The following is a 26,323-nucleotide window of genomic DNA, read 5'->3' as shown; positions in this document are numbered from 1 at the left end:
CGCAATACCGCATGGAGTTCCCCTTGGCGTTGACCCCCCAGAATAACGACCAGTTCGCGCGCGAAGTCGACGAGGAACTGCGCCGGGAAGAATTGCGCAGCTTCTGGCAGCGTTGGGGAATTGCGGTCATTGCCGCGATCGTGCTGGCGCTTGCGGCGCTGGCGGGCTGGCTGTGGTGGCAGCAGCATCAGGTGACGCAGGCGGGGGTGCAGGGCGAGCAATTCTCCAAGGCGCTCGAAAGCCTGGGCGCGCAAAAGACCGATGCCGCCAAGGCGCCACTGGCCGAGCTCGCGACTTCGGATGCCGCGGGCTATCGCGCGATGGCGCAGTTCACCCAGGCCGATATCCTGCTGCAGGCCGATGATCTGAAGGGCGCCGCCGCCAAGTTCGCCGCGGTCGCCGCCGATGGCTCGCTGCCGCAGCCCTATCGCGACCTGGCATTGGTGCGCCAGACCAGCGCCGAATTCGACACGCTGAAGCCGGCAGCGGTGATCGACCGGCTGCGCGGCCTCGCGACCAAGGACAGCCCGTGGTTCGGCAGCGCGGGCGAGATGGTCGGCATCGCTTACATGCGGCTCGGTCGCAACGCCGAGGCGGGGAAGCTGTTCGGCGAAATCGCGCAGGCCGAAACCGTCCCCGAAACCATCCGTCAACGCGCGGTTCAGCTCGCCGGCGTACTCGGGGTCGACGCGGTCGACACCGACCAGGAAAAGAAAGCGGCATGATGATCAATCGGGTCAAATTTCCCATCGCGTTGCTCGCGATGACCGCGCTGAGCGCGTGCGGCATCTTCAAGGGCGGCGACAAGAAGACCCCGGTGCTGGGCGATCGCGTGCCGATCCTGGTGTCCGAAAGCGATACCGAGGTCGATCCGACGCTGGCGGGGCAGGAAGTGCTGCTGCCGCCCGCGGTGGCGAACACCGGCTGGACCCAGCCCGGCGGCAATGAATCGAAGGCGATGGGGCATCTGGCGCTGGCCGCGCAGCCGACGCGCGCCTGGTCGGTATCGATCCCCGGCGGCGACACGCGGGTTCGGCTCGCGGCGACCCCGGTGATCGATGGCACGCGGTTATACGTCTCCGACGTCAACGGCGCGGTGCACGCGATCGACACCGCGACCGGCGCGACCGTGTGGCGCGCCGAAACCGCGCGCGGCGACGAGAACCAGAATGCGCGCTTCGGCGGCGGGGTGAGCGTCGAGGGCGACCGGCTCTATGCCAGCAACGGCGTGGGCGACGTGGTGGCGATGAACATTGCCGATGGCAGCGAGATCTGGCGGGTGAAGCCCGGCGGCCCGCTGCGCGGTGCGCCGACGATCGCCAACGGCGCGCTGTACATCCTCACCCAGGACAACCAGCTGTTCGCGCTCAACACCGCCGACGGCAAGACGATCTGGACGCAATCGGGCTCGCTCGAGGCGCAGGGGGTGTTCGGCGTCGCCGCGCCTGCTTCGGCGCAAGGCACCGTGGTCGCGGGCTTCTCGTCGGGCGAGCTCAACGCCTATCGCTACGAGAATGGCCGCTCGGTCTGGGCCGACAGCCTGTCGCGCACCAGCATGACGACCTCGGTGTCGAGCCTAGCCGATATCGACGCCTTCCCGGTGATCGACAATGGCCGGGTCTATGCGGTCGGGCAGGGCGGGCGAATGGTCGCGCTCGAGATCCTCAGCGGCCAGCGGCTTTGGGAACAGAATATCGCGGGCATCTCGACCCCCTGGGTCGTGGGCGAATGGATCTTTGTCGTGACCGACGAAGCGCGACTGATGGCGATCTCGCGCGGCAATGGCCGGATCCGCTGGATCTCGCAGCTGCCGCGCTGGCGCAACGAGAAGAAGAAGTCGGGTGCGATCCGCTGGGTCGGGCCGGTGCTGGCGGGCGATCGCCTGCTGGTGGCGAGCTCGCGCGGCGTGGTGGCTTCGGCATCGCCCGCCGACGGAACGCTGACCACGATCGCCGAGGGCAAGACCGGCTACACGCTGCCGCCGGTGGTGGCGGGGAACACGATGTACCTGCTCGACGACGCGGGCGAACTGAGCGCGTATCGGTAACCCGAGCGCTGTGCTAGGGCGGGATTCAACACAGGTTTGACCCCGTTCGGGCTGAGCTTGTCGAAGCCCGCCCTGTCCGAGCCGCGCATGCAGTGCTTCGCGATCTGCGGGGTGCCCTTCGGCAAGCTCAGGGCGAACGGTGGCAGCTTGGTATTTGTTTCAAGGTACACCCATGCCCCTGCCTACCGTCGCCATCATCGGCCGCCCCAATGTCGGCAAATCGACGCTCTTCAACCGCCTGGTCGGCAAGAAGCTGGCGCTGGTCGACGACCAGCCCGGCGTCACGCGCGACCGGCGCGAGGCCGATGCGCACCTGCTCGGCCTCGATTTCCGCATCATCGATACCGCTGGTTTCGAGAATGAGGATATCGCAACGCTGCCCGGGCGGATGCGCGCGCAGACGCAGGCGGCGCTCGACGAAGCCGACGTCGCGCTGTTCCTGGTCGATGCGCGCGACGGGCTGACGCCGATCGACGAGGAAATCGCGCGCTGGCTGCGCGTCGCCGACGTGCCGGTGATCCTGGCCGCGAACAAGGCCGAGGGGCGACTGGCGCAAAGCAGCATCTATGAGGCGATGTCGCTCGGCTTCGACGACCCGATCGCGCTGTCGGCCGAACATGGCGAAGGCATCGCTGACCTGTTCGACGCGCTTCGCCCCTATATCGAACGGCTCGAACAGGAGATCGAGGAAGAGGATCCCGAGGATCCCGACGCGATCCTGAAGCTGGCGGTCGTCGGCCGCCCCAATGCGGGCAAATCGACGCTGATCAACCGCATCCTCAACCAGGAACGGCTAATCACCGGGCCCGAGGCGGGCATCACCCGCGATTCGATCGCGATCGACTGGGTGTGGACCGATGCCGAGAACAAGGACCGCCGCGTCCGGCTGATCGACACCGCGGGGATGCGCAAGCGCGCCAAGGTGCAGGAGAAGCTCGAGAAGCTGTCGGTCGCCGACGCGCTGCGCGCGGTCGATTTCGCCGAGGTCGTCGTGCTGCTGCTCGATGCCACCAAGGGGCTCGAGGTGCAGGACCTCAAGATCGCCGACAAGGTGCTGCAGGAAGGCCGCGCGCTGGTGATCGCGCTGAACAAATGGGACGTCGCCGAGAATGCGTCGAGCCTGTTCAACGGGGTGAAGGGCGCGCTCGACGAGGGGCTGGCGCAGGTGAAGGGCGTGCCGCTGCTGACGGTGTCGGGCGCCACCGGCAAGGGGCTCGACGTGCTGCTGCGCGTGGCGTTCGAAACGCGCGCGGCGTGGAGCCGGCGCACCTCGACCGGCGCGCTCAACCGCTGGTTCGAAAAGGCGATCGAGGCCAATCCGCCGCCCGCCCCCGGCGGCAAGCGGATCAAGCCGCGCTACATCACCCAGAACAAGACGCGCCCGCCGACGTTCGTGCTGTTCGGCACGCGCGTCGACCTGCTGCCCGAAAGCTATCGCCGCTATCTGGTCAACAGCATGCGCAAGGAATTCGACATGGGCGCGGTGCCGGTGCGGCTGATGCTGCGCGCCTCGTCGAACCCGTTCGACCACGACAAGTGAGCGGGGGACCGCTGCGAATCGACGCACGCGGGCTGAAATGCCCCTGGCCCGCGATCCGGCTGGGCCGTGCGTTGCGGGCGGGCGCGGCGATCGTCGAGATTCGTGCCGACGACCCCGCCGCCGAGCGCGAACTGGCGGCACTGGCTTCGGCGTGTGGGGCGGCGTTTACCCAATTGGAATCACAACTTTTTTGCATTGAACGACAGGCGGCGTAACCTGTCATTTACCGCAGCGGGTTAAGCCTTCGTTGTCCGCGCCTTGGCGGATGGGAGGTATTGCATGATCCTTGGCGCCGATACTGGTTCGCTGGTGAATATGGCGACCCTGTCGCGGGCGCGCGCCGAGTTGGGCGCGAATTTCGTGCGCATCCTCGGCTATTTCCGCGAGGATGGGGTCAAGTCGCTAGAGCTGATCGAGACCGCGATGCGTGGTCGGGTCGCCGCGGCGATGGTGATCCCCGCGCACACGCTGAAAGGCGAGGCCGGGCAGTTCGGTGCCGATGAGCTGGCCGAGCTTGCCGAAACGATCGAGGCGATCGCGCGCGATTGCGTGGAAACGCATGATTCGCCCGACGAGGCGCTCGAGCATGTGGTGCGGCTGCGCCCGTTGTTCGAGGCGACGCTGGCGCTGCTCGAAACGGAGGCAAATCCGTTGGTGGCGCGCAAGCCTGCGGTCTTCGGGCGCCGCGCGGTATAGCCGGGGGCGTCGACCGCCATTCGCGCGGGCTGCGCGAATGGCGGATCGCGACGATCAGTCCTTCTTGTCAGCGTCGGCTTCGGCCTGCGAGTTCAGCTGGACGTAGTTCTGCAGCCCCATCCGCTCGATCATGTCGAACTGGCGCTCGAGCGTGTCGAGATGGCTTTCCTCGCTGTCGAGGATGCGGCGGAACAGGTCGCGGCTGACATAGTCGCGGACCTTCTCGCAATGCTCGATCGCGTCGCGCAGCAGCGGGATCGCTTCTTCCTCGAGCGCGAGATCGCCCTTGAGCACTTCCTCGACGGTTTCGCCGATGCGCAGGCGCCCGAGCAGCTGGAAATTCGGCAGGCCGTCGAGGAAGAGGATGCGTTCGGCAAGCCAATCGGCATGCTCCATCTCTTCGATCGATTCCTGGCGCTCGAACTTGGCGAGCTTGTGGACGCCCCAATGGTCGAGCAGGCGATAATGCAGCCAATATTGGTTGATCGCGGTCAGCTCGTTCTTGAGCGCCGTGTTCAGATATTCGATGACTTGGGGGTCGCCCTTCATGGTCGCGTGCCTTTTTAGATTAGGCGACGAACATAGCGCGGCGGGCGCCAAACGAACAGGGAAAAATCGGCAGTTTTCCGCGGGTTTCAGCCGCTGCAAACGCTACGCAGCAGCGCGTTCGGCGTCGATAATGGCTCGCGCGAACGGGACGCACTGGCCGCATTTTGCCTGGCAGCCGAGCGTGCGATACGCCTGGCAGGCGCTCATCGCACCATTGCGTGCAGCGGCGCGTACTTCGCGTTCGCGGATGGCATTGCAGACGCAGACGACCATGAGCACCCTCGCTTTGTTGGGTGCATGCTACGGCTAATGCGAAACGGTCGCAAGCGTTATTGCGTCGCTGTCGCAACTTTTCGGAGCGGCTCGATCCGGCCGCGGGCGAGCGAGCGCCAGAGCCATTCGAGCGGGCCGTTCGAGAAGCGCTGCAGCCAGGGCTGCGACCACGCGAGGATCAGCGCCCAGACCAACAGGACGACCGGCACCAGTTGGGCGCGGTCGAGCCGCCCAAACAGCGCCAGGCCGTGGCCGTAGAAGATCGCGGTGCAGACCAGGCTGGTGGCGATGTAGTTGCTGAACGCCATCCGCCCGGTTGCCGCCAGCCGGCGGGCGCTCGCGCTTCCTGGAGGGACGGCGAGCAAAGTCAGCGGAATCCAGCCGAAGATCATCACCGGGCGCACCGGAACGGGCAAGGTGAGCACCGCCAGGACGATCGCATAGAGGTCGAAGCCGCGCGCGGCGAGGTAGAAGGCGAGCAGCAAATAGATCGGCAGCGATATGCCGAAGCTCAGCGTGGCGAGCCGTAGCAGACGGCGTCGCTCCCAGCCGCCGGTGAGCAGTCCCGAGCGGAACGCCGCCATGCCGAACAGCATATAGGCGAGCGTCTCGAAGCCGTTCTGCAGCAGCGCGTTCCACGGCGTGCCGGCATAGACGCGCCAACGAAACGCGACGGCATCGGCATAGCTGCCGCGATAGGCCGCGAGCTGCTGCGCGATATGTGCCGGGTCGGGGCGCCCGAAGGCGCGCTCGAGCTCGACCAGCGTCCGCACCGCCGAGGCAGGGTCGGGCTGCCCCGCCTGCGCCGTGGCGACCGCGACGGGCAGCCCCGCCATCGTGATCGTCTGGAGCGCGACCAGCACGATGCCGGTGACGATCAGCTGGTGCGTCGCCTGACGCCGGAACGCATAGGCGATCATCCCCACCAGCGCATATTGCGCGAGGATGTCGCCCCACCAGATCAGGTACAGATGCGCCAGGCCGAAGGCGAGCAGCCAGCCCATCCGCGCGAAATGCACCTGCGCGGGGCTTCGGCCATCGGCTTGCGCACGCTCGATCACCAACAGCATCGACGCGCCGAACAGCACCGAGAACAGCCCGCGCATCTTGCCGTCGAACAGCACGAACTGCGCGAGGTAGAGCAACGTATCGAGCGTGCCCGCCGGGCCGGTCGCGGTCGGGTTGAGATAGGCGGCGGGGACGTCGGCGAAGGCGACGATGTTCATCGTCAGGATGCCGAGCACCGCCACCCCGCGAACGATATCGAGGCTCGGGAAGCGGGTGTCCCTTCCCGAGCCTTGGAGAATCACGCCGCGATTTCGCCCTGCATCAGCTTGGGCAGGAAGCCTTCATGCGCCGCGCGCAGATCGTCGAGCGCGACGGTCCAGTCGCCGGCGTCCATCTCGAACACGATCTTGTCGCGGATCGTGCGGCCGAGCCCGTCGACCGCGACATCGGCGCGGTGGGCGGCCTGCATGAAATCGGCGAGGCAGGTGTCGCAGACGGTGACGACATAGACGCCCTGGTCTTCGCCGAAGAAGCTCTCCGCCATGCCGAAGGGCTGGACCGAATCGATCAGCGCGCCGATGTTCGATGCCAGCGCCATCTCGGCGACCGTCACCGCCAGCCCGCCATCGGAGACGTCGTGGCATGCGGTGATCGCGCCGCAGGCGATCTGGCTGCGGACGAAGTCGCCGGTGCGGCGTTCGGCCTTGAGGTCGACCTCGGGGGGCGGGCCTTCCTCGCGGCCATAAAGTTCGCGCAGGTACAGCGACTGGCCGAGATGACCGGCGCGCTCGCCGATCACCAGGATGACGTCGCCGAACCCCTTGAAGCCGATCGTTGCCGATTTCGACCAGTCAGCGAGCAGCCCGACCCCGCCGATCGCGGGGGTGGGGAGGATCGCCGATCCGCCGCCGGTCGCCTTGCTTTCGTTGTAGAGCGAGACGTTGCCGCTGACGATCGGGAAGTCGAGCGCGCGGCAGGCATCGGCCATGCCTTCGAGACAGCCGACGATCTGGCCCATGATCTCGGGCCGCTGCGGATTGGCGAAATTGAGGCAGTTGGTGATCGCGAGCGGAGTCGCGCCGACTGCGGTGAGGTTGCGCCAGGCTTCGGCCACCGCCTGCTTGCCGCCCTCGACCGGGTCGGCGAAGCAATAGCGCGGGGTGCAGTCGGTGGTGATCGCGAGGCCCTTTTGCGTGCCGTGGACGCGCACCACCGCGGCATCGCCGCCGGGGCGCTGGACGGTGTCGGCGCCGACCATGTGGTCATATTGTTCCCAGATCCAGCGGCGGCTGGCGATGTCGGGGGTGCCGATCAGCGCGAGCAGGTCGCGCGCGACATCGTCGCTTTCGGGGACGTCGGTGAGCGCATCGCGCGGCGGGGTGGGGACGTGCGGACGGTCGTAGAGCGGGGCTTCGTCGGCGAGCGGCGCGAGCGGAATGTCGGCGACGGTCTCGCCCTTCCATTTCAGCACCATCCGCCCGGTATCGGTGACGCGGCCGATCACCGCGAAATCGAGTTCCCATTTGCGGAAGATCGCCTCGGCCTCAGCCTCGCGGCCGGGCTTGAGCACCATCAGCATCCGTTCCTGCGATTCGGAGAGCATCATCTCGTACGGCGTCATGCCGGTTTCGCGCTGCGGCACGTCGTCCATGACGAGTTCGATGCCGACCCCGCCCTTGCTCGCCATCTCGACCGAGGAGGAGGTGAGGCCCGCCGCGCCCATGTCCTGGATCGCGACGATCATGTCGGTTGCCATCAGTTCGAGGCACGCCTCGATCAGCAGCTTTTCGGTGAAGGGGTCGCCGACCTGCACCGTCGGGCGCTTGGCGTCGGCGTCGTCGCCGAAATCGGCCGAGGCCATCGTCGCGCCGTGGATGCCATCGCGCCCGGTCTTCGAGCCGACATAGACGATCGAATTGCCGATCCCCGACGCCGCCGAATAGAAGATCTTGTCCTGATCGGCGATGCCGACGGTCATCGCGTTGACCAGGATGTTGCCGTCATAGGCGGGGTGGAAATTCACCTCGCCGCCGACCGTCGGCACGCCGACGCAATTGCCATAGCCGCCGATGCCGTGGACGACGCCCGAGATCAGGTGGCGCATCTTGGGGTGATCGGGGCGGCCAAAGCGCAGCGCGTTCATGTTGGCGACCGGGCGTGCGCCCATCGTGAACACGTCGCGCAGGATTCCGCCGACCCCGGTCGCCGCGCCCTGATAGGGTTCGATGTACGACGGGTGGTTGTGGCTCTCCATCTTGAAGATCGCCGCCTGGTTGTCGCCGATGTCGATCACGCCGGCATTCTCGCCGGGGCCGCAGATGACCCAGGGGGCTTGCGTCGGCAGCTTCTTCAAGTGAATGCGACTCGATTTGTAGCTGCAATGCTCGGACCACATGACCGAGAAGATGCCGAGCTCGGTCAGGTTCGGCTCGCGCCCCATCGCGTGCAGGACGCGGTCATATTCCTCGGGCGACAGGCCGTGCTCGGCGACGATTTCGGGCGTGATCTGGGTCATGGCTTGCCCTTAGCCGGGGGCGGCGCGGGGGGCTAGAGTACGAATGCGGTTGGCGTGCTTCCGTTCGTTTCGAGCGAAGTCGAGAAACCGCCATGTGCGGTGGGCCAGGTTTCTCGACTTCGCTCGAAACGAACGGGGCAGGGTTAGTTCTCAAGCCCCGATAGAAACCGATCCACCTCGCGCGCCGTCGCGTCGGGCGCTTCCTCCATCGGCAGGTGGCCGATGCCCGGATAGGTCACCAGCTCGGCGCCGGGGATGTGGCTCGCCAGCCAGTCGCCCGACGATGCCGGGATCATCCGGTCGTCGGTGCCCCACAGGATCAGCGTCGGCACCGCGATCCGGCCGAGCGTCTCGGGGGTGGCGGGGGTGTTGGGGGTGGCGAAACGGTCGATCGTCGCGAGGCGATTGCCGGGATAGCGGAGCAATTCCCAATAGAGGTCGATCGCCGCCGCATCGACCTTGGCGGGGTCGCCATAGGCCGAGGGCAGCGCCTGTTCGATCCAGCTGCGCGGCGTCACCATCGTCGCCAGGTCGCGCAGCACCGGCAGGCGGGCGATGCGCATCACCAAAGGCGGCTCGGCATAGGTCGGGTCGGGCTGGCCGGTCGAATCGACGAGCACCAGCGCGTTCACCCGCGCGGGATGCGCGAGCGCATAGGACCAGGCGACCCCGCCGCCCATCGAATTGCCGCCGATCGCGAACCGGTCGATCCCCAGCGCGCGCACCAGCCGATCGACGATCTCGACCTGGCGCGCTGTCGAATAATCGTGCGTCGGATCCTCGCCGGTCAGGCCGTGGCCGGGCAGGTCGAGGCGGACGATGCGGTAGCGCCGACCGAGCCGCTCGGCCCAAGGCTCCCAGGTGTGGAGCGAGGCGTTCGATCCGTGGATCAGCAGCAGGGCGGGCGCATCGCGCGGGCCGGTGTCGCGGACATGGAGCGTCAGCCCGTCGCCCAGATCGACGAAGCGCGACGGCGCCCCGCCATATTTGGCGCGCATCGCGGCGGCATCGGTATCGGGGGTGCGAAACAGGAACAATGCGGCGGCGACAATGGCGATCAGCGCGAGCAGCGCCGCGATCAGCCATTGCCACCATCGCATCAGGCGGCGTCCTCGCGCGCCAGCCATTCCTCGAGCCACTTGATCGTATAGTCGCCGCGCTGGAAATCGGGGTCGTTGAGCAGCGCCTGGTGCAGCGGGATCGTCGTCTTCACCCCGTCGATCACGAACTCCTCGAGCGCGCGGCGGAGCCGCATCAGACAGCCTTCGCGGGTGCGCCCGTAAACGATCAGCTTGGCGATCATCGAATCATAATATGGCGGTATGCGATAGCCGGCATACAGCCCGCTATCGACGCGAACGTGCATGCCGCCCGGCGCATGATAATAGGTCACCTTGCCCGGCGACGGCGCGAAAGTGCGCGCATCCTCGGCATTGATCCGGCATTCGATCGCATGGCCGTGGAAGACCAGGTCCTCCTGCCGCACCGACAGCGGATGCCCCTCGGCGATGCGGATCTGCTCGCGCACCAGGTCGACCCCGGTGATCATCTCGGTCACCGGATGCTCGACCTGCAGCCGGGTGTTCATCTCGATGAAGTAGAACTCGCCGTCTTCCCACAGGAATTCGATCGTGCCCGCGCCGCGATAGCCCATATCGGCCATCGCCTTGGCGCAGATCGCCCCCATCCGCGCGCGATCCTCGGCGCCGAGTGCGGGCGAAGGCGCCTCTTCGAGCACCTTCTGGTGGCGGCGCTGGAGCGAACAGTCGCGCTCACCCAGATGGATCGCATTACCGTTGCCGTCGCCGAACACCTGGAATTCGATGTGGCGCGGGTTGCCGAGATATTTCTCGATATAGACGGTGGCGTCGCCGAACGCCGCCTTCGCCTCGCTGCCCGCTTGGGCCATGAGCGTTTCGAGCTGGTCTTCGGACTCGCACACCTTCATGCCGCGCCCGCCGCCGCCCGATGCCGCCTTGATGATCACCGGATAGCCGACGCGCGCCGCGATCGTCTTGGCTTCGGCGAGGTCGCTCACCGCGCCGTCCGAGCCGGGGACCAAAGGCAGCCCGAGCGCGCCCGCGGTGCGCTTGGCCTCGACCTTGTCGCCCATCGTGCGGATATGTTCGGGCTTGGGGCCCACGAACATCAGATTGTGGAGCTCGACGATCTCGGCGAACTTGGCGTTCTCGCTCAGGAAGCCATAGCCCGGATGGATCGCGTCGGCGCCCGAGACTTCGGCGGCCGAGATGATGTTGGGGATGTTGAGATAGCTCTCGCCCGCGGGCGGCGGGCCGATGCAGATCGCCTGATCGGCGAGCCGGACGTGCATCGCATCGGCGTCGGCGGTCGAATGCACCGCGACGGTCTGGATGCCCATTTCATGGCATGCACGATGGATTCGCAGCGCGATCTCGCCGCGATTGGCGATCAGCAGCTTCTTGATCTGCGCCATTATTCGACCACGACGAGCGGCTGATCGAACTCCACCGGCTGGCCGTTTTCGACGAGGATGGCACCGACGGTGCCCGCCGACGGCGCGAGGATCGGGTTCATCACCTTCATCGCCTCGACGATCAGCAGCGTGTCGCCCGCCTGGACCTTCTGGCCCGGCGAAACGAACGGCTTGCTGCCGGGTTCGGCCGAAAGATAGACGGTGCCGACCATCGGCGAGCGGACCGCGTTGGCCGCGGGATTGGGCGCGGGCGCGCCGACCTCGGCAGGCGCGGGGGCAGCGTTGGTCAGCGCGGGGGCCATGTTCGCCATCGGCGCGGCCTGCATCATCTGCGGCGCGATCATCACTTCGCGCGCGACGCGGACGCGGCGTTCGCCGTCCTCGACCTCGATTTCGGTCAGTTTCGTCTCGTCGAGGACCGCGGCGAGCTGGCGCACGAGATCGACATCGATTCGCATATTGCCCGGTTCGTCGTGTTCGTTGCTCATTGCGACCTGTTTCTCTGTTAAGCGCGGGGCCTTACGGCAGGCGGGCGGCGGCTTCAAGCGCGAGCACATAGGATTGCGCGCCGAACCCGCTGATGCTGCCGCGCGCCGCCATCGCGACATAGCTTTTGTGGCGAAAAGCCTCGCGCGCATGCGGGTTCGACAGATGGACCTCGATCACCGGGGTGCGGATCGCGCGGATCGCGTCGTACAGCGCGACCGAGGTGTGGGTGAAGGCCGCGGCGTTGAGCAGCACCGCGCGCGCGCCTTCGGCCTGCGCCTCGTGCAGCCAATCGACCAGATGGCCCTCATGGTTCGACTGACGGACCTCGACCTCGACCCCTAGCTCGCGCGCGCGATCCTCGAGCATTCCGGCGATGTCGTCGAGCGTGTCGGCACCATAGACATCGGGCTCGCGCATGCCGAGCAGATTGAGGTTCGGGCCGTTGAGGACATAGATGGTCGCGGGGATCGCGGCTGGATTCGTTTCGGCCATCATGCCCCTCTTGGTTGCGGGCGCGCTCTCGCACCCCTAGATCGCGCATTCCTTACCCGTTCGTGTCGAGCGAAGTCGAGACACGTCCGCGGGCGCAACGAAACTCGTTTCTCGACTTCGCTCGAAACGAACGGCTTGGGGCAGACATGCACACCGACGGTACCGTATCGATCATGGTCAATGGCGAGCACAAGCGTGTCCGCGCGGGCCTCAGCATTGCCGGCCTGGCGAGCGAACTCGGGCTGGTGCCCGAAAAGGTCGCGGTCGAGCGCAATCTCGAGGTGGTGCCGCGCTCGACCCTGGGCGATGTCATGGTCGAGGATGGCGACGAGCTCGAGATCGTCCATTTCGTCGGCGGCGGCGATCATGAGCCCGCGGTCGACACCGATAGTTGGAGCGTCGCCGGGCGCACCTTCCGCTCGCGGCTGATCGTCGGCACGGGCAAGTACAAGGACTTCGCGCAGAACGCCGCCGCGGTCGAAGCCGCAGGGGCCGAGATCGTCACCGTCGCGGTGCGCCGCGTGAATGTCAGCGATCCCAAGGCGCCGATGCTCACCGACTTCATCGATCCCAAGCGCGTGACGTATCTGCCCAACACCGCGGGCTGTTTCACCGGCGACGAGGCGATCCGCACGCTGCGGCTGGCGCGCGAGGCGGGGGGCTGGGACCTGGTGAAGCTCGAAGTGCTGGGCGAGGCGCGCACGCTGTATCCCGACATGGTCGAGACGCTGCGCGCGACCGAGGTGCTGGCCAAGGAAGGCTTTCTGCCGATGGTCTATTGCGTCGACGATCCGATCGCGGCGAAGCGGCTCGAGGATGCCGGCGCGGTGGCGATCATGCCGCTGGGGGCGCCGATCGGATCGGGGCTGGGGATCCAGAACCGGATCACGATCCGGCTGATCGTCGAGGGGGCCAAGGTGCCGGTGCTGGTCGATGCCGGCGTGGGCACCGCGTCGGATGCCGCGGTGGCGATGGAGCTCGGCTGCGACGGCGTGCTGATGAACACCGCGATCGCCGAAGCCAAGAACCCGGTGATGATGGCGGCGGCGATGAAGGCGGCGGTCGAATCGGGGCGGCTCGCCTATCGCGCGGGGCGGATGGGGCAGCGGCGCTATGCCGATCCCTCGAGCCCGCTGGCGGGGCTTATCTAATTCGGAACCAAGTTCACCCCGGGCCGTTCTTACTACAAGCGCAAGCAATGATGGCAAACATCATCGCCGCACATGATTTGAGGAGAAACCCCATGGGTGAATTCGTAGACAAGGTCAAAGGCAACACCAACGAAGCCATTGGCGAAGTGAAGCAGCAGTCGAGCAATCCTGAGACGCGCGCCGAAGGCGAAGCGCAGGAAGCCAAGGGCAAGCTTCAGCAGACTGCAGGCAAGGTCAAAGGCGCCCTCGGCGACGACATCTGACCTGCAGCGTTACTTCGGGTAACGCGAAACGATTGGGCCGCTTCGGGAAACCGGGGCGGCCTTTTTCGTGCGCATCGACTTTTGCGGATGTCAGCGCGCGCGGATCGCGCTGATCGTCGTGCCCGGATTGATCACCTCGATATCGGTGCGCAGGTGCAACAGCCGAACGCCGGGCTGTTCCTGCGCGCGCGCGAGCGCCGCGGCGAAATCCTCGGTGCGCTCGACGGTTTCGGACCAGCAGCCATAGGCGCGGGCGAGCGCGGCGAAATCGGGGTTGGCGAGCCGCGTCGCGCTCACCCGGCCGGGGAATTCGCGCTCCTGATGCATGCGGATCGTGCCATATCCGCCATTGTCGATCACCAGCACGAGCATCTCGGCGCCATGCTGGACCGCGGTCGCCAGCTCCTGGCCGTTCATCAGGAAATCGCCATCGCCCGCCAATGCCACGACCATCCGGTCGGGCGCGCGCAGCGCGGCGGCGACGGCGGCGGGTACGCCATAGCCCATCGCACCGCAGGTCGGCGCGAGTTGCGAGGGCTGGACGCCATACTGCCAATAGCGGTGCCACCAGCCCGCGAAATTGCCCGCGCCGTTGCAGATGATCGTATCCGCCGGCAGCGCTTCGCGCATCGCCGCGACGCATAGGCCGAGGTCTAGCGTCACGCCGTCGCGCGGCTTGGGGGTCGACCATTCGCGCCATTCGGCATGCGCCTCGCCGCCGCCGGCATGCGGGGTCGGCGGATACTCGGCGCGCACCAGCGCGTCGGCGAACGAGAAGGTGTCCGAACAGACCGCGACGTCGGCGCGATAGACGCGGTTGAGCTCGGCGGGATCGGGGTGGACGTGGATCAGCTTCTGGCCCGGATGGTCGGGGGTGATCAGCGTATAGCCGTCGGTCGTCGCCTCCCCCAGCCGGGCGCCGAGGACGAGCACCACATCGGCCGCCTTGATCCGCGCGACCAGCCTGGGGTTGGGGCCATAGCCCAGATTGCCCGCCCACGCCTTCGAGGCGTTGGGGATCGCGTCCTGTCGGCGGAACGCACCCGCGACGGGGATGCCCCAGTTGCGCGCGAAGCAATCGAAGGCGCCGGTGGTCGCTTTGTCCCAGCCCGCCCCGCCGACGATCGCGACGGGGCGCTTCGCGGCGCGCAGCAGGTCGAGCGCCGCGTCGGCGTCGTCGGGATTGGCGGCCTGCCAGACCCGCTCGATCCGCGGCCGATCGACCGCCTCGACGACATCGCACAGCATGTCCTCGGGCAGCGCGATCACCACCGGGCCGGGGCGGCCGCTGATCGCGGTGTTCCACGCGCGCGCGATATATTCGGGGATTCGCGCGGCGTCCTCGATCCGCGTCGCCCATTTGGCGAGCGGCGCGAACATCGCGGGAAAATCGACCTCCTGGAACCCCTCGCGGTCGCGCATGCCGCGGTCGACGTCGCCGATGAACAACAGCATCGGCTGCGAATCCTGCATCGCGACATGGACGCCGATGCTGGCATTGGTCGCGCCGGGTCCGCGCGTTACGAAGCACACGCCGGGCCGCTGCGTCATCGCCGCGTCGGCGCAGGCCATGAAGGCCGCACCACCCTCCTGCCGGCATGTCACGACCTCGATCGCGGGCACGTCGACCAGCGCGTCGAGCACCGCGAGGAAGCTCTCGCCGGGCACCTGGAACAGCCGGTCGCAGCCCTGCGCCACGAGATTGTCGACGAGGATGCGGCCGCCGGTGCGCTTGGTCATGCGATACTCTCCTGCAACGCCCGTTCGATCGGACCCGTCAATCATCGTCGGCCGCGAAGCCCTGTTCCTCGACCGCGGCCAGCAGCACGGTGATCGCGGCGCGTTCTTCCTCGCCGATATCGGGTCGCCAGATTTCGAACAACAGCACCACGCGGTCCGAGCTGCCGCGATTCCACGCCTCATGCTCGAAGCTGTCGTCGAGGATCAGCAGCTCGCCTTCGCGCCACTGGCGGGTATGGCTGCCGACGCGGATGCCGCAGCCATCGGGCACCACCAGCGGCAGATGGCAGATCAGCCGGGTGTTGAAGACGCCGTGGTGCGGCGCGATGTGGGTGCCCGGCTTGAGCCGCGAGAACAACGCCATCGGCGAGCGCGTGCCGATCGCGGGCTGCGGCGCCAGCGCCAGCGCAGCCATCGTCGCGGGGCAGCGCGCGGCATGAACCGGGTGCGGGCGCCCCTGCTCGATCAGGTGGATGGCGCCCCAGCCGGGATGTTCGAGCAGGTGGTTGGCAGGGGCCGGCGCGCGCGGGTCGGTGCGGACATAGGGGGTGAAGACATCCTGGAGCGCGGCCAATTCGTCGCGAATCGCCTCGGTCGCGGCTTCGACTTGCGAGGCCCAGGCGAATTCGGAGCGGCCGAAGAACGCGCGCTGCGCCAGACCGGGGAAATAGAACATCGAGGGCTGCTCGAGGTACAGCTGGCGGCGACCCAGCAGCAGGTCGATCGCCTCGGCGACGCGCGGCGGGGTATCGGACTGCATCAACCCCGCAGCCTCGACCGCGGCAACCATCGTGTCGGTGAAATCCTGCGTCTGCTCGGCAAGGAACGCCTGCGCCTCGCGGAGCGCCGGATGGAGCGCCGGCGGCGGCGGTGTCGCTGCGGCTACCGCAAGCGCGGTGCGCAGGAACCGTACCGCCACGCGCGGTTCGCCCGCACGCCGCTCGCAATCGCCGCGCGCCAATAATGCCGACAGGTGGCGCGGCTCGTGGCGCAACGCTTCGATCAGCGCCGCGCGTTCGGCTTCGAGGGCGCCTGCTTGTCGCTCCACGAAGGCGAGCGCGGTGAAACCATCGGCGGTCGCATCGATCCGATCCAGCATCGCCCGCGCCGCTGCCAGATCGCGGTTGCGCGCCAAGCCGATCGCCGCGCCGATGCTGTCGGGGGTGTTGGGCTGCTGCATTGGTGCGAACCTGCCCCAACGCTTGGCCGTTGCCTAGACCGCGCATGGTTTATAAGCACGGCGCATCTCTCCATCGTTCCACGAGGCCGCGCATGCAGAAACTCTATCCCGATGCCGCAGCCGCGCTCGACGGGCTGCTCCATGATGGCATGACGATCTGCGCCGGCGGGTTCGGCCTGTGCGGGATCCCCGAGCGGCTGATCGATGCGATCCAGGCATCGGGGATCAAGGACCTGACGATCGCCAGCAACAATGCCGGCATCGACAATGAGGGCCTGGGCAAGCTGCTGCGCACGCGGCAGGTGAAGAAGATGATCTCGTCCTATGTCGGCGAGAACAAGGAATTCGAGCGGCAATATCTCTCGGGCGAGCTCGAGGTCGAATTCTGCCCGCAGGGCACGCTCGCCGAACGCTGCCGCGCGGGCGGGGCGGGGATTCCGGGCTTCTACACCAAGACCGGGGTCGGCACGCTGGTGGCCGAAGGCAAGGAGACCAAGGTCTTCGACGGTCAGGAATATATCCTCGAACGCGGCATCCGCGCCGACCTTTCGATCATCAAGGGGTGGAAGGCCGACGAGGCGGGTAATCTGATCTTCCGCAAGACCGCGCGCAATTTCAACCAGCCGATGGCGACCGCGGGGCGGATCTGCGTCGCCGAGGTCGAGGAGATCGTGCCGGTCGGCGCGCTCGATGCCGATGCGGTGCATCTGCCGGGCATCTACGTGAAGCGGATGATCGTCGGCGCGCCCTATGACAAGAAGATCGAGTTCCGCACCGTCCGCGAGCGCGCGGCGTGAGAATGCGGCTTTCTCCCCTCCCTGGAAGGGAGGGGCCGGGGGTGGGTATGGTCCGGGGGATACGGGTACCGCATACGCAGTTGGGCGGCCGTATCGCCAGGCATCGACCCACCCCCAACCCCTCCCTTTCAGGGAGGGGAGTGATGGCGGCTGGCCTTCTCGCACTTTCGGCGTGCGCGACTGCGCCGGCGCAGGTGGCGAGCGCGCCGCCGCCGCCGCCCAAGCAATATCAGTGGCTGCTCGGGTCGGGCGAGGCGGCGGTGCTGTCGCGGCAGGCCTATGACGGGATGGTCGAGCACGTCACTGCGGCACTCGCCGCGCGCAAGGCCGGTCGCGCGGTTGATTCGGCGATCTTCGCCCCCGGTGCGACGCCCGGCGATCCGCGCTGGGCGAGCTGCGATGCCAAGCCGCCAGCGGTGGTGCTCGACATGGACGAAACCGCGATCCTGAACACCGGGGCGAATTACGACACCGCGCTGCGCGGCGATCCGCCGTTCGATCCGGCGCGCTGGGAGCGCTGGGAGCAGGACGGCGCGACGCTGGTCGAGCCCGCCCCCGGCGCGGTCGATGCGCTGGCAAGGCTGCGCGCGGCGGGCGTCGCGATCGTGTTCAATTCGAACCGCGAGAACCGCTTCGCGCGCCAGGCCGTCGACGCGCTCCGCGCGGCGGGGCTGGGCGATGCCAAGCCGGGCGAAACGCTGTTCCTGCGCGGCGATATCGCGCCCGGATCGAGCAAGGACCCGCGCCGCACCGCGATCGCCGAGCGCTATTGCGTGCTCGCGATGGCGGGCGACCAGCTCGGCGATTTTTCCGACGCCTTCAACGACAAGGCGCTCGGCGTGCAGCAGCGCCGCGCTTTGGCGGTCGCACCGGGGATCGCGGGCAAATGGGGCAAGGGCTGGTTCCTGCTCCCCAACCCGATGTACGGTCCCGGCGTCGCGGGCGGCTATGACGACCTGTTTCCGGCCGACAAGCGCTGGACCCCCAAAGGAGCGAACTGACATGCCCTGGACTCGTGACGAGATGGCGGCGCGCGCCGCCAAGGAACTGCAGGACGGCTTCTATGTGAACCTGGGCATCGGCATCCCGACGCTGGTCGCCAACCACATCCCCGCGGGCGTCGAGGTGACGCTGCAATCGGAGAACGGGATGCTCGGCATCGGGCCTTTCCCCTATGCGGGCGAGGAAGACCCCGACCTGATCAACGCGGGCAAGCAGACGATCAGCGAGCTGCCGCAATCGGTGTATTTTTCGAGCGCCGAGAGCTTCGCGATGATCCGCGGCGGGCATATCGATCTGACGGTACTCGGCGCGATGGAAGTCGCCGAGAATGGCGACATCGCCAACTGGATGATCCCCGGCAAGATGATCAAGGGGATGGGCGGCGCGATGGACCTCGTCGCCGGGGTCAAGAAGATCATCGTGGTGATGGAGCATACGTCGAAGCACGGCGATCCGAAGTTCATCCCGGCGTGCACGCTGCCGCTTACCGGCAAGAACGTCGTCGACATGATCGTCACCGACCTGGCGGTGTTCCAGCGCCCCGACCATGCCAGCGCGTTCCGGCTGGTCGAGACCGCGCCCGGCGTCACCGCCGACGAGGTCGCCGCCAAGACGACGGCGCGGTACGAGGCGTGATCCGGCTGGCGGTGCCGGCGCTGATCGCGGCGGCACTGTCGGCCTGTTCGCCGCCGGGCCTGCTCAACCGTCTCGATTCGGTCGCGGGCGGCGGGGCCGGGGTCGAGCGCGCGGGGCAGGGGGTGGCGTTCGGCAGCCACGGCCAGACGCTCGACGTGTGGCGTCCGCGCGGTGGCGGTACGCACCCGGTGGTGATCTTCTGGTATGGCGGCGGCTGGGTGTCGGGCCGGCGCGAGGAATATGGCTTTGCCGGGCGCGCGCTGGCGGCGCGCGGCTTCGTCGTGGTGGTGCCCGATTATCGCAAGGTGCCCGCGGTGCGCTTCCCCGCCTTTGTCGAGGACGGCGCGCAGGCGGTGCGCTGGACGCGCGACACGATCGCGTCCTTTGGCGGCGATCCCGAGCGGATCGCGCTCGCGGGCCATTCGGCAGGCGCCTATACCGTCGCGATGCTGGCGCTCGACCCGCGGTTCCTCGCGGCTGAGGGGGTGCCTGCGGGGACGGTAAAGGCCGGCATCGGCCTGAGCGGACCCTATGACTTCTATCCCTTCGACACGCGGCGGTCGATCGACGCGATGGCGGGGGTGGCCGATCCCGCAGCGACCCAGCCAGTCAATTTCGCGCGCGCCGATGCGCCGCCGCTGCTGCTGGTGACCAGCAGTGACGACGCCGTGGTGCGCCCGCGCAACGCGATCAACCTCGCCGAGCGACTTAAGGCAGCGGGCGCGCCGGTCGAACTTCGCAACTATCCGGGGCTGGCACATGAGGAAGTCGTGATGGCGCTCGCCAAGCCGTTTCGCGGCAAGGGGCCGGTGCTCGACGACAGCGTGGCGTTTCTCGAGCGGACGCTGGGCGAGCGATAGATCAGGCGCGCGCGCGCAGCGGCACCGGCTCGGGCGCGACCATGCGATCGACGAATGCCTGGTGCGCGGGCAGCTTGGCGACCGTCGCGTTGACCTGCCCCGACAGATTGCCGAGCACTTCCTTGAGCCGCCCCGGCGGCATCAGCCGCGCGACGCGGTTGTGCCCGGCGGGATGCAGTTCCTGCCCGAGCATCACCTGCACCCACGAGGTGACGGTGAAGAGTTCATCGCTCGCCTGGAACGCCTGTGCGCTTTCCGCGAACAGCGCGATCCGCTCGGCGAGGCTGTCGGGCAGCGATGCCTCGCGATGCGCGCGCCAGAAGGGCTCGTCGCGCTGGTTGAGGTGGTAATGCAGGACGATGAAGTCGCGCACCCCCTCGATCTCGCGCCGCGACATTTCGTTGAAGCGCGCCGCGGCGGGCGCAGTCACGCCGTCGAAGGGGAACAGCTGGAGCAGCCGGGTGAGCGCGATCATGATCAGGTGGATGCTGGTCGATTCGAGCGGTTCGACGAACCCGCCCGCCAGGCTGAGCGCGACGCAATTATGTTCCCACGCCTTGGCGCGGCGACCGGTCTGGAAGCGGATCAGCCGCGGATCGGTCAGCGCCTCGCCCTGCACCGCGCCGAGCAGGCGTTGGTGCGCGGCATCGTCCGAGAGATGGTCGCTGCAATAGACGATGCCGTTGCCGACGCGGTGCTGGAGCGGGATCCGCCATTGCCAGCCGGCATCGTGCGCGGTGGCGCGGGTATAGGGCACCGCCGGCCCGACCGCGGCGGTCTGCACCGCGAGCGCGCGGTTGGTGGGCAGCCACTTGCTCCAATCCTCGTACGGCACGCCGAGCGCGTCGCCGATCAGCAGCGCGCGAAAGCCGGTGCAATCGATGAACAGGTCGCCCTCGATCCGCGACCCGTCGGCCATCACCACCGCGGCGATGTCGCCGGTTTGGGGATCGCGGTCGGCGCGGGTGATCCGGCCTTCGATGCGGGTCAGCCCATCGGCCTCGCAACGCTCGCGCAGGAAGCGGGCGTAGCGGCCCGCGTCGAAATGATAGGCGTAGTTGAGGTTCGTCTCGGGCCGCCCGGCAAAGCGCTCGGCGCGCGCGGCCTCGTGCTCGACGCAATAGGCCCCGAGTTCGGCATTGCTGCCCTGCGCGCGGGCTTCGAGCCAGAAATGGTGGAAATCGGCCATCCAGGTCGAGGTGCCGAGCGTGCCGAACGAATGGATGTAACGCGAATCGGGCTGCGACCAGCCTTCGAACGAGATGCCGAGCTTGAAGGTCGCGCCGGTCTCGCGGACGAAATCCTGCTCTTCGATCCCGAGCAGCGTGTGGAAGGCGCGCACGGTGGGAATGGTCGATTCGCCGACCCCGACGGTGCCGATCTCGTCGGATTCGATCAGCGTCACCTCGACCAGCTTGCCGATCTGGCGGGTCAGCAAAGCGGCGGCGAGCCAGCCGGCGGTGCCGCCGCCGGCAATCACGACGCGTTTTACGGGCTTCATCGGTTCAGCCTCCGCAAGAGTTCGGCGCGCAGCCGGCGCGCACCCATGTCGTCGAGCGGGGCGAGCGGCCCCTGCGCGGCCCTTGGCAGATGCGCCACCGGGCGGGTGGCAGGGCCGAAGACATAATAGTCGAACATCGCCGCCCACGCATCCTTCTCGGTCTGCGGCCGATCGCGCAGGCTGAGCATCGCGTGGAGCAGCGTGTTCATCGGGGTGTCGGCGAACGCCGGCGCGGCGTTCCACCAATAATTCACCAGGATGTTGAACTCGCCGAGCGCCTCGACCTGATGCCACCAGAGCGCTGGATACACGACCGCGTCGCCCGGCCCGAGCTCGGCGATCTGCGCCGCCTGCGCCGCGTGCGCGAAGTTCGGAAAGGCCTCGAGATCGGGATCGGCGAGGTTCACCAGCGACACGACTTGTCCGCCGGGGGTGGGCTCGAGCGGGCCGGGATAGAGGTTCGCGACCTGGTCGGGAGGAAACAGCGTAAAGCGACGCCGGCCCGCCGCGACGCAGGCGATGTTGTTCGACATGTCGTAATGCGTCGTCGCGGTGGTGCGGTTGCCGATCCAGATGCTGCGCAGCACGCGATCGAACGCAGGCCCGGGCAGCGCGAGCGGATTTGCGTCGCTGAAGCCGGGGAAATATTGGTTGAGATCGGTCGATCCGACGTAGAAACCGGGGGAGGCGGGGTCGCCGAGCGCGCCGAGGATGCGGCCTAGATACTCGTCGAGCTGGACGCGTTCGCGATCGAAATCGAGCGCGGTCAGCGTCTCGTCGTAATAATAGCGGCCGCGTAATTCGGGCCGCGCGGTGTAGCCGGTGCCGGGGCGGCCATTGTAGAATTGCAGGACATAGTCGGCGGCTGCCTTGGCGCCGCTGCGGCCCGCCGCCACTACCGGCCAGTCGGCGACCAGCCCGCGGATCACCACCGGCTGACCCGCCGCGACCAAGGCTTCGAGATCACCGGCGGCGGGGTCGCCGGCCGAGATCTCGATCGCGTGCCGGTCGGTGATCGGCTTGGTCACGGGGCAGCACGCTTGCGGTTCTTGCGCGCGATCAGCTCAGGGATGTTGCCGAGCGAGCAGGCGGCCATCGTCGCGGCGTGGAGCAACCCGCTGCGGTGCAGCCGTTCGAGCGCGTCGCCCGACAGCTCGGCCAGCGCCTGCGGATCGACCGTCAGCAGGTCGGGCACTTCATATTGGGTCTCGTCGTCGAGATCGATCTGCATCGTCACCGGCTTCAGCAGCCCGGCGGCTTCGAGCTCGGCGTTGATCGCGCGCGCGGTCTGCATCCCTTCGAAGATGACGGTCAGCACCGCGCCGGCCTCGTCGAGATACGGCGCGTTGCCGCCATGATCGAGGAACAGCGGCAATCCGTCGGGATCGCCGACGCGCGGATCGTCGAGGTCGACATGGATCATCAAGTCGGTGTTGGCGGGCGCGCCGCCGGGGTCGGGCCGCGCCAGCGCGATCGAGAAGGGGCCGCGGCGCTGGATCGCGGGGACATAGCGGCTGGTCCAGCCATGTTCGCCGAGGAACAGGTTTTCGTCGCGATCGAGCCCGAGCAGGACATAGGCGTCGATCCCGTCGTCGTTGCGGCGGAAAACGATCGCGAACTCGCGCTGGAGCTCCTGGAATTCGGAAGGGAAGACCGGCAGCTGGTTGGCGCAGTCGCCGAACGCGGCGCCGCTGAGGATCGCCACCTTCATGGCGTGATGATCGACGTTGTTGAGCAGAACGCGGTTCATTCGGTCGTGACGCCCTTCAAGGATGCAGCAGGGTAGCAATCGTCCGGCGCGGGTCCAAACGGAAAGGGCCGCCCATGACGGACGGCCCCTCCTGCTTTGTACGGTACCGGCAGGTGCCGATCAGAAGCGATAGCGGGCACCGAACAGGATGCGTGGCTTGAGCTCCTGCGCGAATACCAGGTTGCGCTCGGTACGGCCGTAGGTCCGCACGCTTTCGCTCAGCAGGTTGATGCCCTCGAGCGTAAGCGCGATGTTCTCGTTGACGTCGTAGCTGACGTTGACGTCGAGCGTGCCGAACGGCGCGACGAACAGCGGGTTGCGGTTGCCGCCCTGGTTGGTGGCCGTCAGGTAGGATGCACGCCAGTTGTAGGCAGCGCGCGCCGACAGGCCGTTCTTGTCATAGATCGCGGTGGCGTTGGCGCTGTCGCCCAAGCCGGTCAGAGCGAAGATGTTGACCAACGGGTCGGCATAGGGGTCGACGTTCACGTCGCCGCTGACCTTGGTATACGACCCAGCAAAACCAAAGCCGGTATCACCAAAGAAGTGCGTCAGGGCAAATTCGAAACCGTTGATCTTGCCTTCGCGGTTGTTGATCGGCTGCGATACCGAGAAGTTGAACAGCGGATCATTGGCGTCCGCGACGATGTCGACCTGGTTGAGGACCGTATCGACGAACCCCTGGTTGAGTGCGCCGTTCGAATAATTTGCCTCAAACTGCGCGGTTGCCGCTGCCTGATTACCGTTGTTGCGGATCAGCAACGCAGTGTAGGTGAACAGGTTGACGTCGCTCAAATCGCGCGCATTGGCACGCAGATAGGCGGCGGCAATTCCCGAGCGCGAACCCGGTGCGCCCGATGTCGGGTCGCGCAGCCCGAACAGTTCTTGATTGATCACGCCGTTGCCGAGGAAGTTCGACACGCGCTTGTCGAAGAAGCCGAGCGAAACGAAGCTCGACGGCTTATAATACCATTCGACCGACACGTCGAAATTGTCCGACAGCAATGGCAGCAGGTTGGCGTTGCCCGAGCTGCCGGTGGGGATGCCCCCCAGCAAGGTCGGCCGACCCGGTGCACCGGCAGAAGACGTGGCGAAGAGGCTGCCGTAATCGGGGCGACCAAGCGTGCGGCTAAACGAAACGCGTGCCTTGACGTTCTGGATCGGCTCGACGCTGAAATCGACCGCGGGCAGCAGGTTGTTGTAGTTGCCGCGCTGAGTGATCGTCGTGAACACCCCGCTGGCATCACCGCGGAAATCATTGTCCGAAATCCAGGTGATGTTGTTGTAAGTCTGGACCGCATCGGACCTCACGCGCGTCTGCTCGTACCGCGCGCCGATCACGAGGTTGGCGGGAACCTGCGCGACTTCGCCGTTCCAGGTGAACTGACCATAGACCGCCCAGATGCGCTCTTGCACCGTATCGTCGGCGGGCGCCGACGCGATGTTGGGATTGCCGAGACCCGCATAATAGGGGCTGAATACGTCGAGCAGATCGACCGCATTGCCGCGAAAGGCGATGAGCGACGACCCGGTCGCGCCTGGATCGAAATCGTCGAACTTGCAGGTGATGCAAATCGTGTCGACCAGGTCGCCCGCCAGCTGGCTGACGATTCCGGTGTCCTCAATTCCCCAGTTACCCAGCGTCTGCTGGGTTTGCGCCTGCGTCGAGCGCATCTTCGAATCGGTATAGTTGAAGCCGGCGTCGAAGCGGCTGCCGCCGCCCAGATCCCAGCCAAGCTCGGCACGCGCCTGCGTGATCGTCTGCGTCTGGTTGGCAGTCACGGTGCGCCCGATCTGCGTACCCAGATCACCGACGTCGAGCTGGTTGTTGCAATTGCCTTTCACGCAATCGTTGAGCGTCTGCGTCTGCTGCGGAAAGCCGCTGGTGAAGTCGAGCGTATGGCCTGCGATGACCGGCGCGCCCATTGAGAACAACGTGGCCGACGTCCCATTAGGGTTGTCGGGCGACGAGGTCGACTTCGAATGATGTCCGTCGAGCTTCAGCGTGAAGTTGTCGGCGAATTCCCACTTTGCATTGAGACCAACCGACACCAATTCGGTCTTGGTCGCGAAACGCTGCTGCTCGAAACCCTCGTCCTTCGGTCCGCTGGGCAGATAGTCCGACAGGAACGTGGCGGTCGCCATGTTGGGGTTGTCGTCGAAGGTGACGCGGCTGAACGGGCGGTTGAACCAGTTGGTCTGCTCGCTGCGTTCCTCGCTCAGACGGTTCTGCGCGTACAGGCTGTCGATGCTGATCTCGAGCCGGTCAGTCGGCCGAAACTGCAAAACGCCCTGAAAGTTGATACGTTCGCGGCGGTTTTCGGAGAATGCATAGCGGCTGTCGTTGGGGATCAGCACATAAGGCGCTGTCGGACGGCTATCGACCACGGTCAGCGCGTTGATGAAGGTACCTGGGGTGAAGAACGTCGAGGTCGGAACCACGTTCCAATAGTTCGGATTCGAGTTCACCGATGCCGAATGGCGCAGCTGATAGCTGCCGAACACCGCCGCGCCGAAGGTGTTATCTTCGTTGGCATAGCTTAGGAGCCCCGAAAGCTCTGGGGTGATGCGGTTCTTGTCGCCCTCGGCCTTCTCGACCGAGGTGTCGTACAGGGCCTTGGCACCGATCGACCCTGTGAGGCCGCTTTCGCGCGCATCGAGCGGCTTGCGGGTGACGATGTTAATCGCGGCGCCGATGCCGCCCGACGGGATCGCGGCGCGACCGGTCTTGTACACTTCAAGCCCGCTGACGCCTTCCGACGCGACATTCTGGAAATCGAATGAGCGGCCTGCACCGCGCGCAAAGGCGTTGGCGCCGCTGGTGTCGATGTTCGACGCCGGCAACTGGCGGCCGTTGACGGTGACCAGGTTATAGCCGCCCGAGAAACCACGGACCGAGACCTGCGAACCTTCGCCGTTGACGCGGTTGATCGACACGCCGGTGATGCGCTGGAGCGATTCGGCAAGGTTGGTGTCGGGGAACTTGCCGATGTCTTCGGCCGAGATCGCGTCGACGACGCCCGAGGAGTTGCGCTTGATGTCGATCGCGCGCTGAAGGCTGGCGCGGACGCCGGTGACGACGATGTCCTCCTGCCCGGCGGTATCCTGATCCTGGCTGGCGACCGGTGCGGTTTCCGCCGGCTGCGCATTGGTCGGCGACTCGGCTGCGACCTGGGCGCTCGCCGTACCCGGCAGCGCGAGCCACGTGAGCAGTGCAATCGTCGATGTCGTGTGCGCGAGTGCGCGCGTGCGTGTTGAACGCATCGTAATCCCCTCCTGTGCGGCAGTCGCCGCTCCCGTTGCCGACTCTTGTGGCCGTCCTGATAACGCTACCACTGCGGCAAATGGTGTCAATTGAGAAAGTACAATATGGACCAAGCAG

Annotated in this window: 25 protein-coding genes; 11 read left to right on the top strand and 14 right to left on the bottom strand. The window is 66.8% G+C overall.

Translation table 11 applies throughout. From position 1 onward, the window contains the following. The first annotated feature begins 23 nt into the window (after nt 1-23). The 5 genes from OKW76_RS06640 (at nt 24) to OKW76_RS06620 (ending at nt 4,283) form a co-directional block, all read left to right on the top strand. Nucleotides 24-725 (top strand): tetratricopeptide repeat protein, encoded by a 702-nt coding sequence (locus OKW76_RS06640; protein ID WP_265552212.1) that lies wholly within the window; start codon nt 24-26, stop codon nt 723-725. Continuing rightward, on the top strand, nt 725-2,047 hold the full coding sequence (locus tag OKW76_RS06635) for a PQQ-binding-like beta-propeller repeat protein (protein WP_265552820.1): 1,323 nt from the start codon (nt 725-727) through the stop codon (nt 2,045-2,047). Before OKW76_RS06640 ends, OKW76_RS06635 begins: the two co-directional genes overlap by 1 nt. Nucleotides 2,048-2,219: 172 nt before the next feature. Then, nucleotides 2,220-3,587 carry a ribosome biogenesis GTPase Der gene (der, locus tag OKW76_RS06630; RefSeq protein WP_256504895.1) on the top strand — a complete coding sequence of 456 codons (1,368 nt, stop codon included), beginning with the start codon at nt 2,220-2,222 and terminating at the stop codon, nt 3,585-3,587. Next, nucleotides 3,584-3,802, top strand: coding sequence for a sulfurtransferase TusA family protein (locus OKW76_RS06625; protein ID WP_265552210.1), 219 nt, complete (start codon nt 3,584-3,586; stop codon nt 3,800-3,802). Before der ends, OKW76_RS06625 begins: the two co-directional genes overlap by 4 nt. A 64-nt stretch (nt 3,803-3,866) precedes the next feature. Continuing rightward, entirely contained in the window at nt 3,867-4,283 is a 417-nt protein-coding gene (locus OKW76_RS06620) for an Hpt domain-containing protein (RefSeq protein WP_265552208.1), read from the top strand. Between the two features lie 54 nt (nt 4,284-4,337). Here the strand turns inward: OKW76_RS06620 and bfr are convergent, their stop codons facing one another. From bfr to aroQ, 8 genes are all read right to left on the bottom strand, one after another. Beyond that, nucleotides 4,338-4,832, bottom strand: a complete 495-nt coding sequence (bfr, locus tag OKW76_RS06615) for a bacterioferritin (RefSeq protein ID WP_256504891.1) — start codon at nt 4,830-4,832, stop codon at nt 4,338-4,340. 102 nt (nt 4,833-4,934) lie between these two features. Further along, complete coding sequence (locus OKW76_RS06610) at nt 4,935-5,105, bottom strand: (2Fe-2S)-binding protein (RefSeq protein WP_256504890.1); 171 nt, start codon at nt 5,103-5,105, stop codon at nt 4,935-4,937. A 56-nt stretch (nt 5,106-5,161) separates the two neighbouring features. After that, nucleotides 5,162-6,415, bottom strand: a complete 1,254-nt coding sequence (locus OKW76_RS06605; RefSeq protein WP_265552204.1) for a DUF418 domain-containing protein — start codon at nt 6,413-6,415, stop codon at nt 5,162-5,164. After that, nucleotides 6,412-8,628: a phosphoribosylformylglycinamidine synthase subunit PurL gene (gene purL / locus OKW76_RS06600; protein WP_265552202.1), complete on the bottom strand. Its 2,217-nt coding sequence runs from the start codon at nt 8,626-8,628 to the stop codon at nt 6,412-6,414. The genes OKW76_RS06605 and purL overlap by 4 nt, the downstream gene beginning before the upstream one ends. A 143-nt stretch (nt 8,629-8,771) precedes the next feature. Next, nucleotides 8,772-9,728, bottom strand: a complete 957-nt coding sequence (locus OKW76_RS06595) for an alpha/beta fold hydrolase (RefSeq protein ID WP_265552200.1) — start codon at nt 9,726-9,728, stop codon at nt 8,772-8,774. Continuing rightward, complete coding sequence (gene accC, locus OKW76_RS06590) at nt 9,728-11,083, bottom strand: acetyl-CoA carboxylase biotin carboxylase subunit (RefSeq protein ID WP_265552199.1); 1,356 nt, start codon at nt 11,081-11,083, stop codon at nt 9,728-9,730. The genes OKW76_RS06595 and accC overlap by 1 nt, the downstream gene beginning before the upstream one ends. Then, complete coding sequence (gene accB, locus OKW76_RS06585; protein WP_265552197.1) at nt 11,083-11,571, bottom strand: acetyl-CoA carboxylase biotin carboxyl carrier protein; 489 nt, start codon at nt 11,569-11,571, stop codon at nt 11,083-11,085. The genes accC and accB overlap by 1 nt, the downstream gene beginning before the upstream one ends. 31 nt (nt 11,572-11,602) lie before the next feature. Continuing rightward, nucleotides 11,603-12,040 (bottom strand): type II 3-dehydroquinate dehydratase, encoded by a 438-nt coding sequence (gene aroQ / locus OKW76_RS06580; RefSeq protein ID WP_265552818.1) that lies wholly within the window; start codon nt 12,038-12,040, stop codon nt 11,603-11,605. Nucleotides 12,041-12,210: 170 nt separating this feature from the next. Here aroQ and thiS point away from each other — a divergent pair, with 170 nt between their 5' ends. Both thiS and OKW76_RS06565 read left to right on the top strand, forming a co-directional pair. Beyond that, entirely contained in the window at nt 12,211-13,215 is a 1,005-nt protein-coding gene (thiS, locus tag OKW76_RS06570; protein WP_319937574.1) for a sulfur carrier protein ThiS, read from the top strand. Nucleotides 13,216-13,307: 92 nt separating this feature from the next. Beyond that, nucleotides 13,308-13,478: a CsbD family protein gene (locus tag OKW76_RS06565; protein WP_256504883.1), complete on the top strand. Its 171-nt coding sequence runs from the start codon at nt 13,308-13,310 to the stop codon at nt 13,476-13,478. Between the two features lie 90 nt (nt 13,479-13,568). On the opposite strand, the gene OKW76_RS06560 is transcribed toward OKW76_RS06565, so the two are convergent. Next, nucleotides 13,569-15,218 (bottom strand): thiamine pyrophosphate-dependent enzyme, encoded by a 1,650-nt coding sequence (locus OKW76_RS06560; RefSeq protein WP_265552195.1) that lies wholly within the window; start codon nt 15,216-15,218, stop codon nt 13,569-13,571. A gap of 37 nt (nt 15,219-15,255) precedes the next feature. After that, nucleotides 15,256-16,398 (bottom strand): aspartyl/asparaginyl beta-hydroxylase domain-containing protein, encoded by a 1,143-nt coding sequence (locus tag OKW76_RS06555; RefSeq protein ID WP_265552192.1) that lies wholly within the window; start codon nt 16,396-16,398, stop codon nt 15,256-15,258. A 92-nt stretch (nt 16,399-16,490) separates the two neighbouring features. Here OKW76_RS06555 and OKW76_RS06550 point away from each other — a divergent pair, with 92 nt between their 5' ends. From OKW76_RS06550 to OKW76_RS06535, 4 genes are all read left to right on the top strand, one after another. Then, complete coding sequence (locus tag OKW76_RS06550; RefSeq protein ID WP_265552190.1) at nt 16,491-17,195, top strand: CoA transferase subunit A; 705 nt, start codon at nt 16,491-16,493, stop codon at nt 17,193-17,195. 143 nt (nt 17,196-17,338) lie between these two features. Then, nucleotides 17,339-18,196 carry a 5'-nucleotidase, lipoprotein e(P4) family gene (locus OKW76_RS06545; RefSeq protein WP_265552188.1) on the top strand — a complete coding sequence of 286 codons (858 nt, stop codon included), beginning with the start codon at nt 17,339-17,341 and terminating at the stop codon, nt 18,194-18,196. Between the two features lies 1 nt (nt 18,197). Then, nucleotides 18,198-18,833: a CoA transferase subunit B gene (locus tag OKW76_RS06540; protein ID WP_265552186.1), complete on the top strand. Its 636-nt coding sequence runs from the start codon at nt 18,198-18,200 to the stop codon at nt 18,831-18,833. Further along, complete coding sequence (locus OKW76_RS06535) at nt 18,830-19,693, top strand: alpha/beta hydrolase (protein ID WP_416221849.1); 864 nt, start codon at nt 18,830-18,832, stop codon at nt 19,691-19,693. Before OKW76_RS06540 ends, OKW76_RS06535 begins: the two co-directional genes overlap by 4 nt. Nucleotide 19,694: 1 nt before the next feature. Here OKW76_RS06535 and OKW76_RS06530 read toward each other — a convergent pair whose 3' ends face one another. From OKW76_RS06530 to OKW76_RS06515, 4 genes are all read right to left on the bottom strand, one after another. Then, a complete protein-coding gene (locus OKW76_RS06530) occupies nt 19,695-21,194 on the bottom strand; it encodes a tryptophan halogenase family protein (protein ID WP_265552183.1) in 1,500 nt (499 codons plus the stop codon). Then, complete coding sequence (locus OKW76_RS06525) at nt 21,191-22,222, bottom strand: cupin-like domain-containing protein (RefSeq protein ID WP_265552181.1); 1,032 nt, start codon at nt 22,220-22,222, stop codon at nt 21,191-21,193. The genes OKW76_RS06530 and OKW76_RS06525 overlap by 4 nt, the downstream gene beginning before the upstream one ends. Further along, nucleotides 22,219-22,944, bottom strand: a complete 726-nt coding sequence (locus OKW76_RS06520; RefSeq protein WP_265552179.1) for a SapC family protein — start codon at nt 22,942-22,944, stop codon at nt 22,219-22,221. The genes OKW76_RS06525 and OKW76_RS06520 overlap by 4 nt, the downstream gene beginning before the upstream one ends. A gap of 120 nt (nt 22,945-23,064) precedes the next feature. After that, nucleotides 23,065-26,205, bottom strand: coding sequence for a TonB-dependent receptor (locus tag OKW76_RS06515; RefSeq protein ID WP_265552177.1), 3,141 nt, complete (start codon nt 26,203-26,205; stop codon nt 23,065-23,067). Between the last annotated feature and the right edge of the window lie 118 nt (nt 26,206-26,323).

The sequence above is a fragment of the Sphingomonas sp. S1-29 genome (genome assembly GCF_026167545.1).
Classification (GTDB): Bacteria; Pseudomonadota; Alphaproteobacteria; order Sphingomonadales; family Sphingomonadaceae; genus Sphingomonas.
This window is presented reverse-complemented; position numbering and strand designations above follow the sequence as displayed.

What these genes read in the sequence shown, in the direction of transcription:
- OKW76_RS06565 (WP_256504883.1), top strand. Translation starts at nt 13,308, where the DNA reads ATGGGTGAATTCGTAGACAAGGTCAAAGGCAACACCAACGAAGCCATT.
- OKW76_RS06515 (WP_265552177.1), bottom strand. Translation starts at nt 26,205, where the DNA reads ATGCGTTCAACACGCACGCGCGCACTCGCGCACACGACATCGACGATT.
- OKW76_RS06530 (WP_265552183.1), bottom strand. Translation starts at nt 21,194, where the DNA reads ATGAAGCCCGTAAAACGCGTCGTGATTGCCGGCGGCGGCACCGCCGGC.
- bfr (WP_256504891.1), bottom strand. Translation starts at nt 4,832, where the DNA reads ATGAAGGGCGACCCCCAAGTCATCGAATATCTGAACACGGCGCTCAAG.
- OKW76_RS06620 (WP_265552208.1), top strand. Translation starts at nt 3,867, where the DNA reads ATGATCCTTGGCGCCGATACTGGTTCGCTGGTGAATATGGCGACCCTG.
- OKW76_RS06610 (WP_256504890.1), bottom strand. Translation starts at nt 5,105, where the DNA reads ATGGTCGTCTGCGTCTGCAATGCCATCCGCGAACGCGAAGTACGCGCC.
- accB (WP_265552197.1), bottom strand. Translation starts at nt 11,571, where the DNA reads ATGAGCAACGAACACGACGAACCGGGCAATATGCGAATCGATGTCGAT.
- OKW76_RS06595 (WP_265552200.1), bottom strand. Translation starts at nt 9,728, where the DNA reads ATGCGATGGTGGCAATGGCTGATCGCGGCGCTGCTCGCGCTGATCGCC.
- thiS (WP_319937574.1), top strand. Translation starts at nt 12,211, where the DNA reads ATGCACACCGACGGTACCGTATCGATCATGGTCAATGGCGAGCACAAG.
- OKW76_RS06520 (WP_265552179.1), bottom strand. Translation starts at nt 22,944, where the DNA reads ATGAACCGCGTTCTGCTCAACAACGTCGATCATCACGCCATGAAGGTG.
- OKW76_RS06550 (WP_265552190.1), top strand. Translation starts at nt 16,491, where the DNA reads ATGCAGAAACTCTATCCCGATGCCGCAGCCGCGCTCGACGGGCTGCTC.
- accC (WP_265552199.1), bottom strand. Translation starts at nt 11,083, where the DNA reads ATGGCGCAGATCAAGAAGCTGCTGATCGCCAATCGCGGCGAGATCGCG.
- OKW76_RS06555 (WP_265552192.1), bottom strand. Translation starts at nt 16,398, where the DNA reads ATGCAGCAGCCCAACACCCCCGACAGCATCGGCGCGGCGATCGGCTTG.
- purL (WP_265552202.1), bottom strand. Translation starts at nt 8,628, where the DNA reads ATGACCCAGATCACGCCCGAAATCGTCGCCGAGCACGGCCTGTCGCCC.
- OKW76_RS06560 (WP_265552195.1), bottom strand. Translation starts at nt 15,218, where the DNA reads ATGACCAAGCGCACCGGCGGCCGCATCCTCGTCGACAATCTCGTGGCG.
- der (WP_256504895.1), top strand. Translation starts at nt 2,220, where the DNA reads ATGCCCCTGCCTACCGTCGCCATCATCGGCCGCCCCAATGTCGGCAAA.
- OKW76_RS06545 (WP_265552188.1), top strand. Translation starts at nt 17,339, where the DNA reads ATGGCGGCTGGCCTTCTCGCACTTTCGGCGTGCGCGACTGCGCCGGCG.
- OKW76_RS06635 (WP_265552820.1), top strand. Translation starts at nt 725, where the DNA reads ATGATCAATCGGGTCAAATTTCCCATCGCGTTGCTCGCGATGACCGCG.
- OKW76_RS06540 (WP_265552186.1), top strand. Translation starts at nt 18,198, where the DNA reads ATGCCCTGGACTCGTGACGAGATGGCGGCGCGCGCCGCCAAGGAACTG.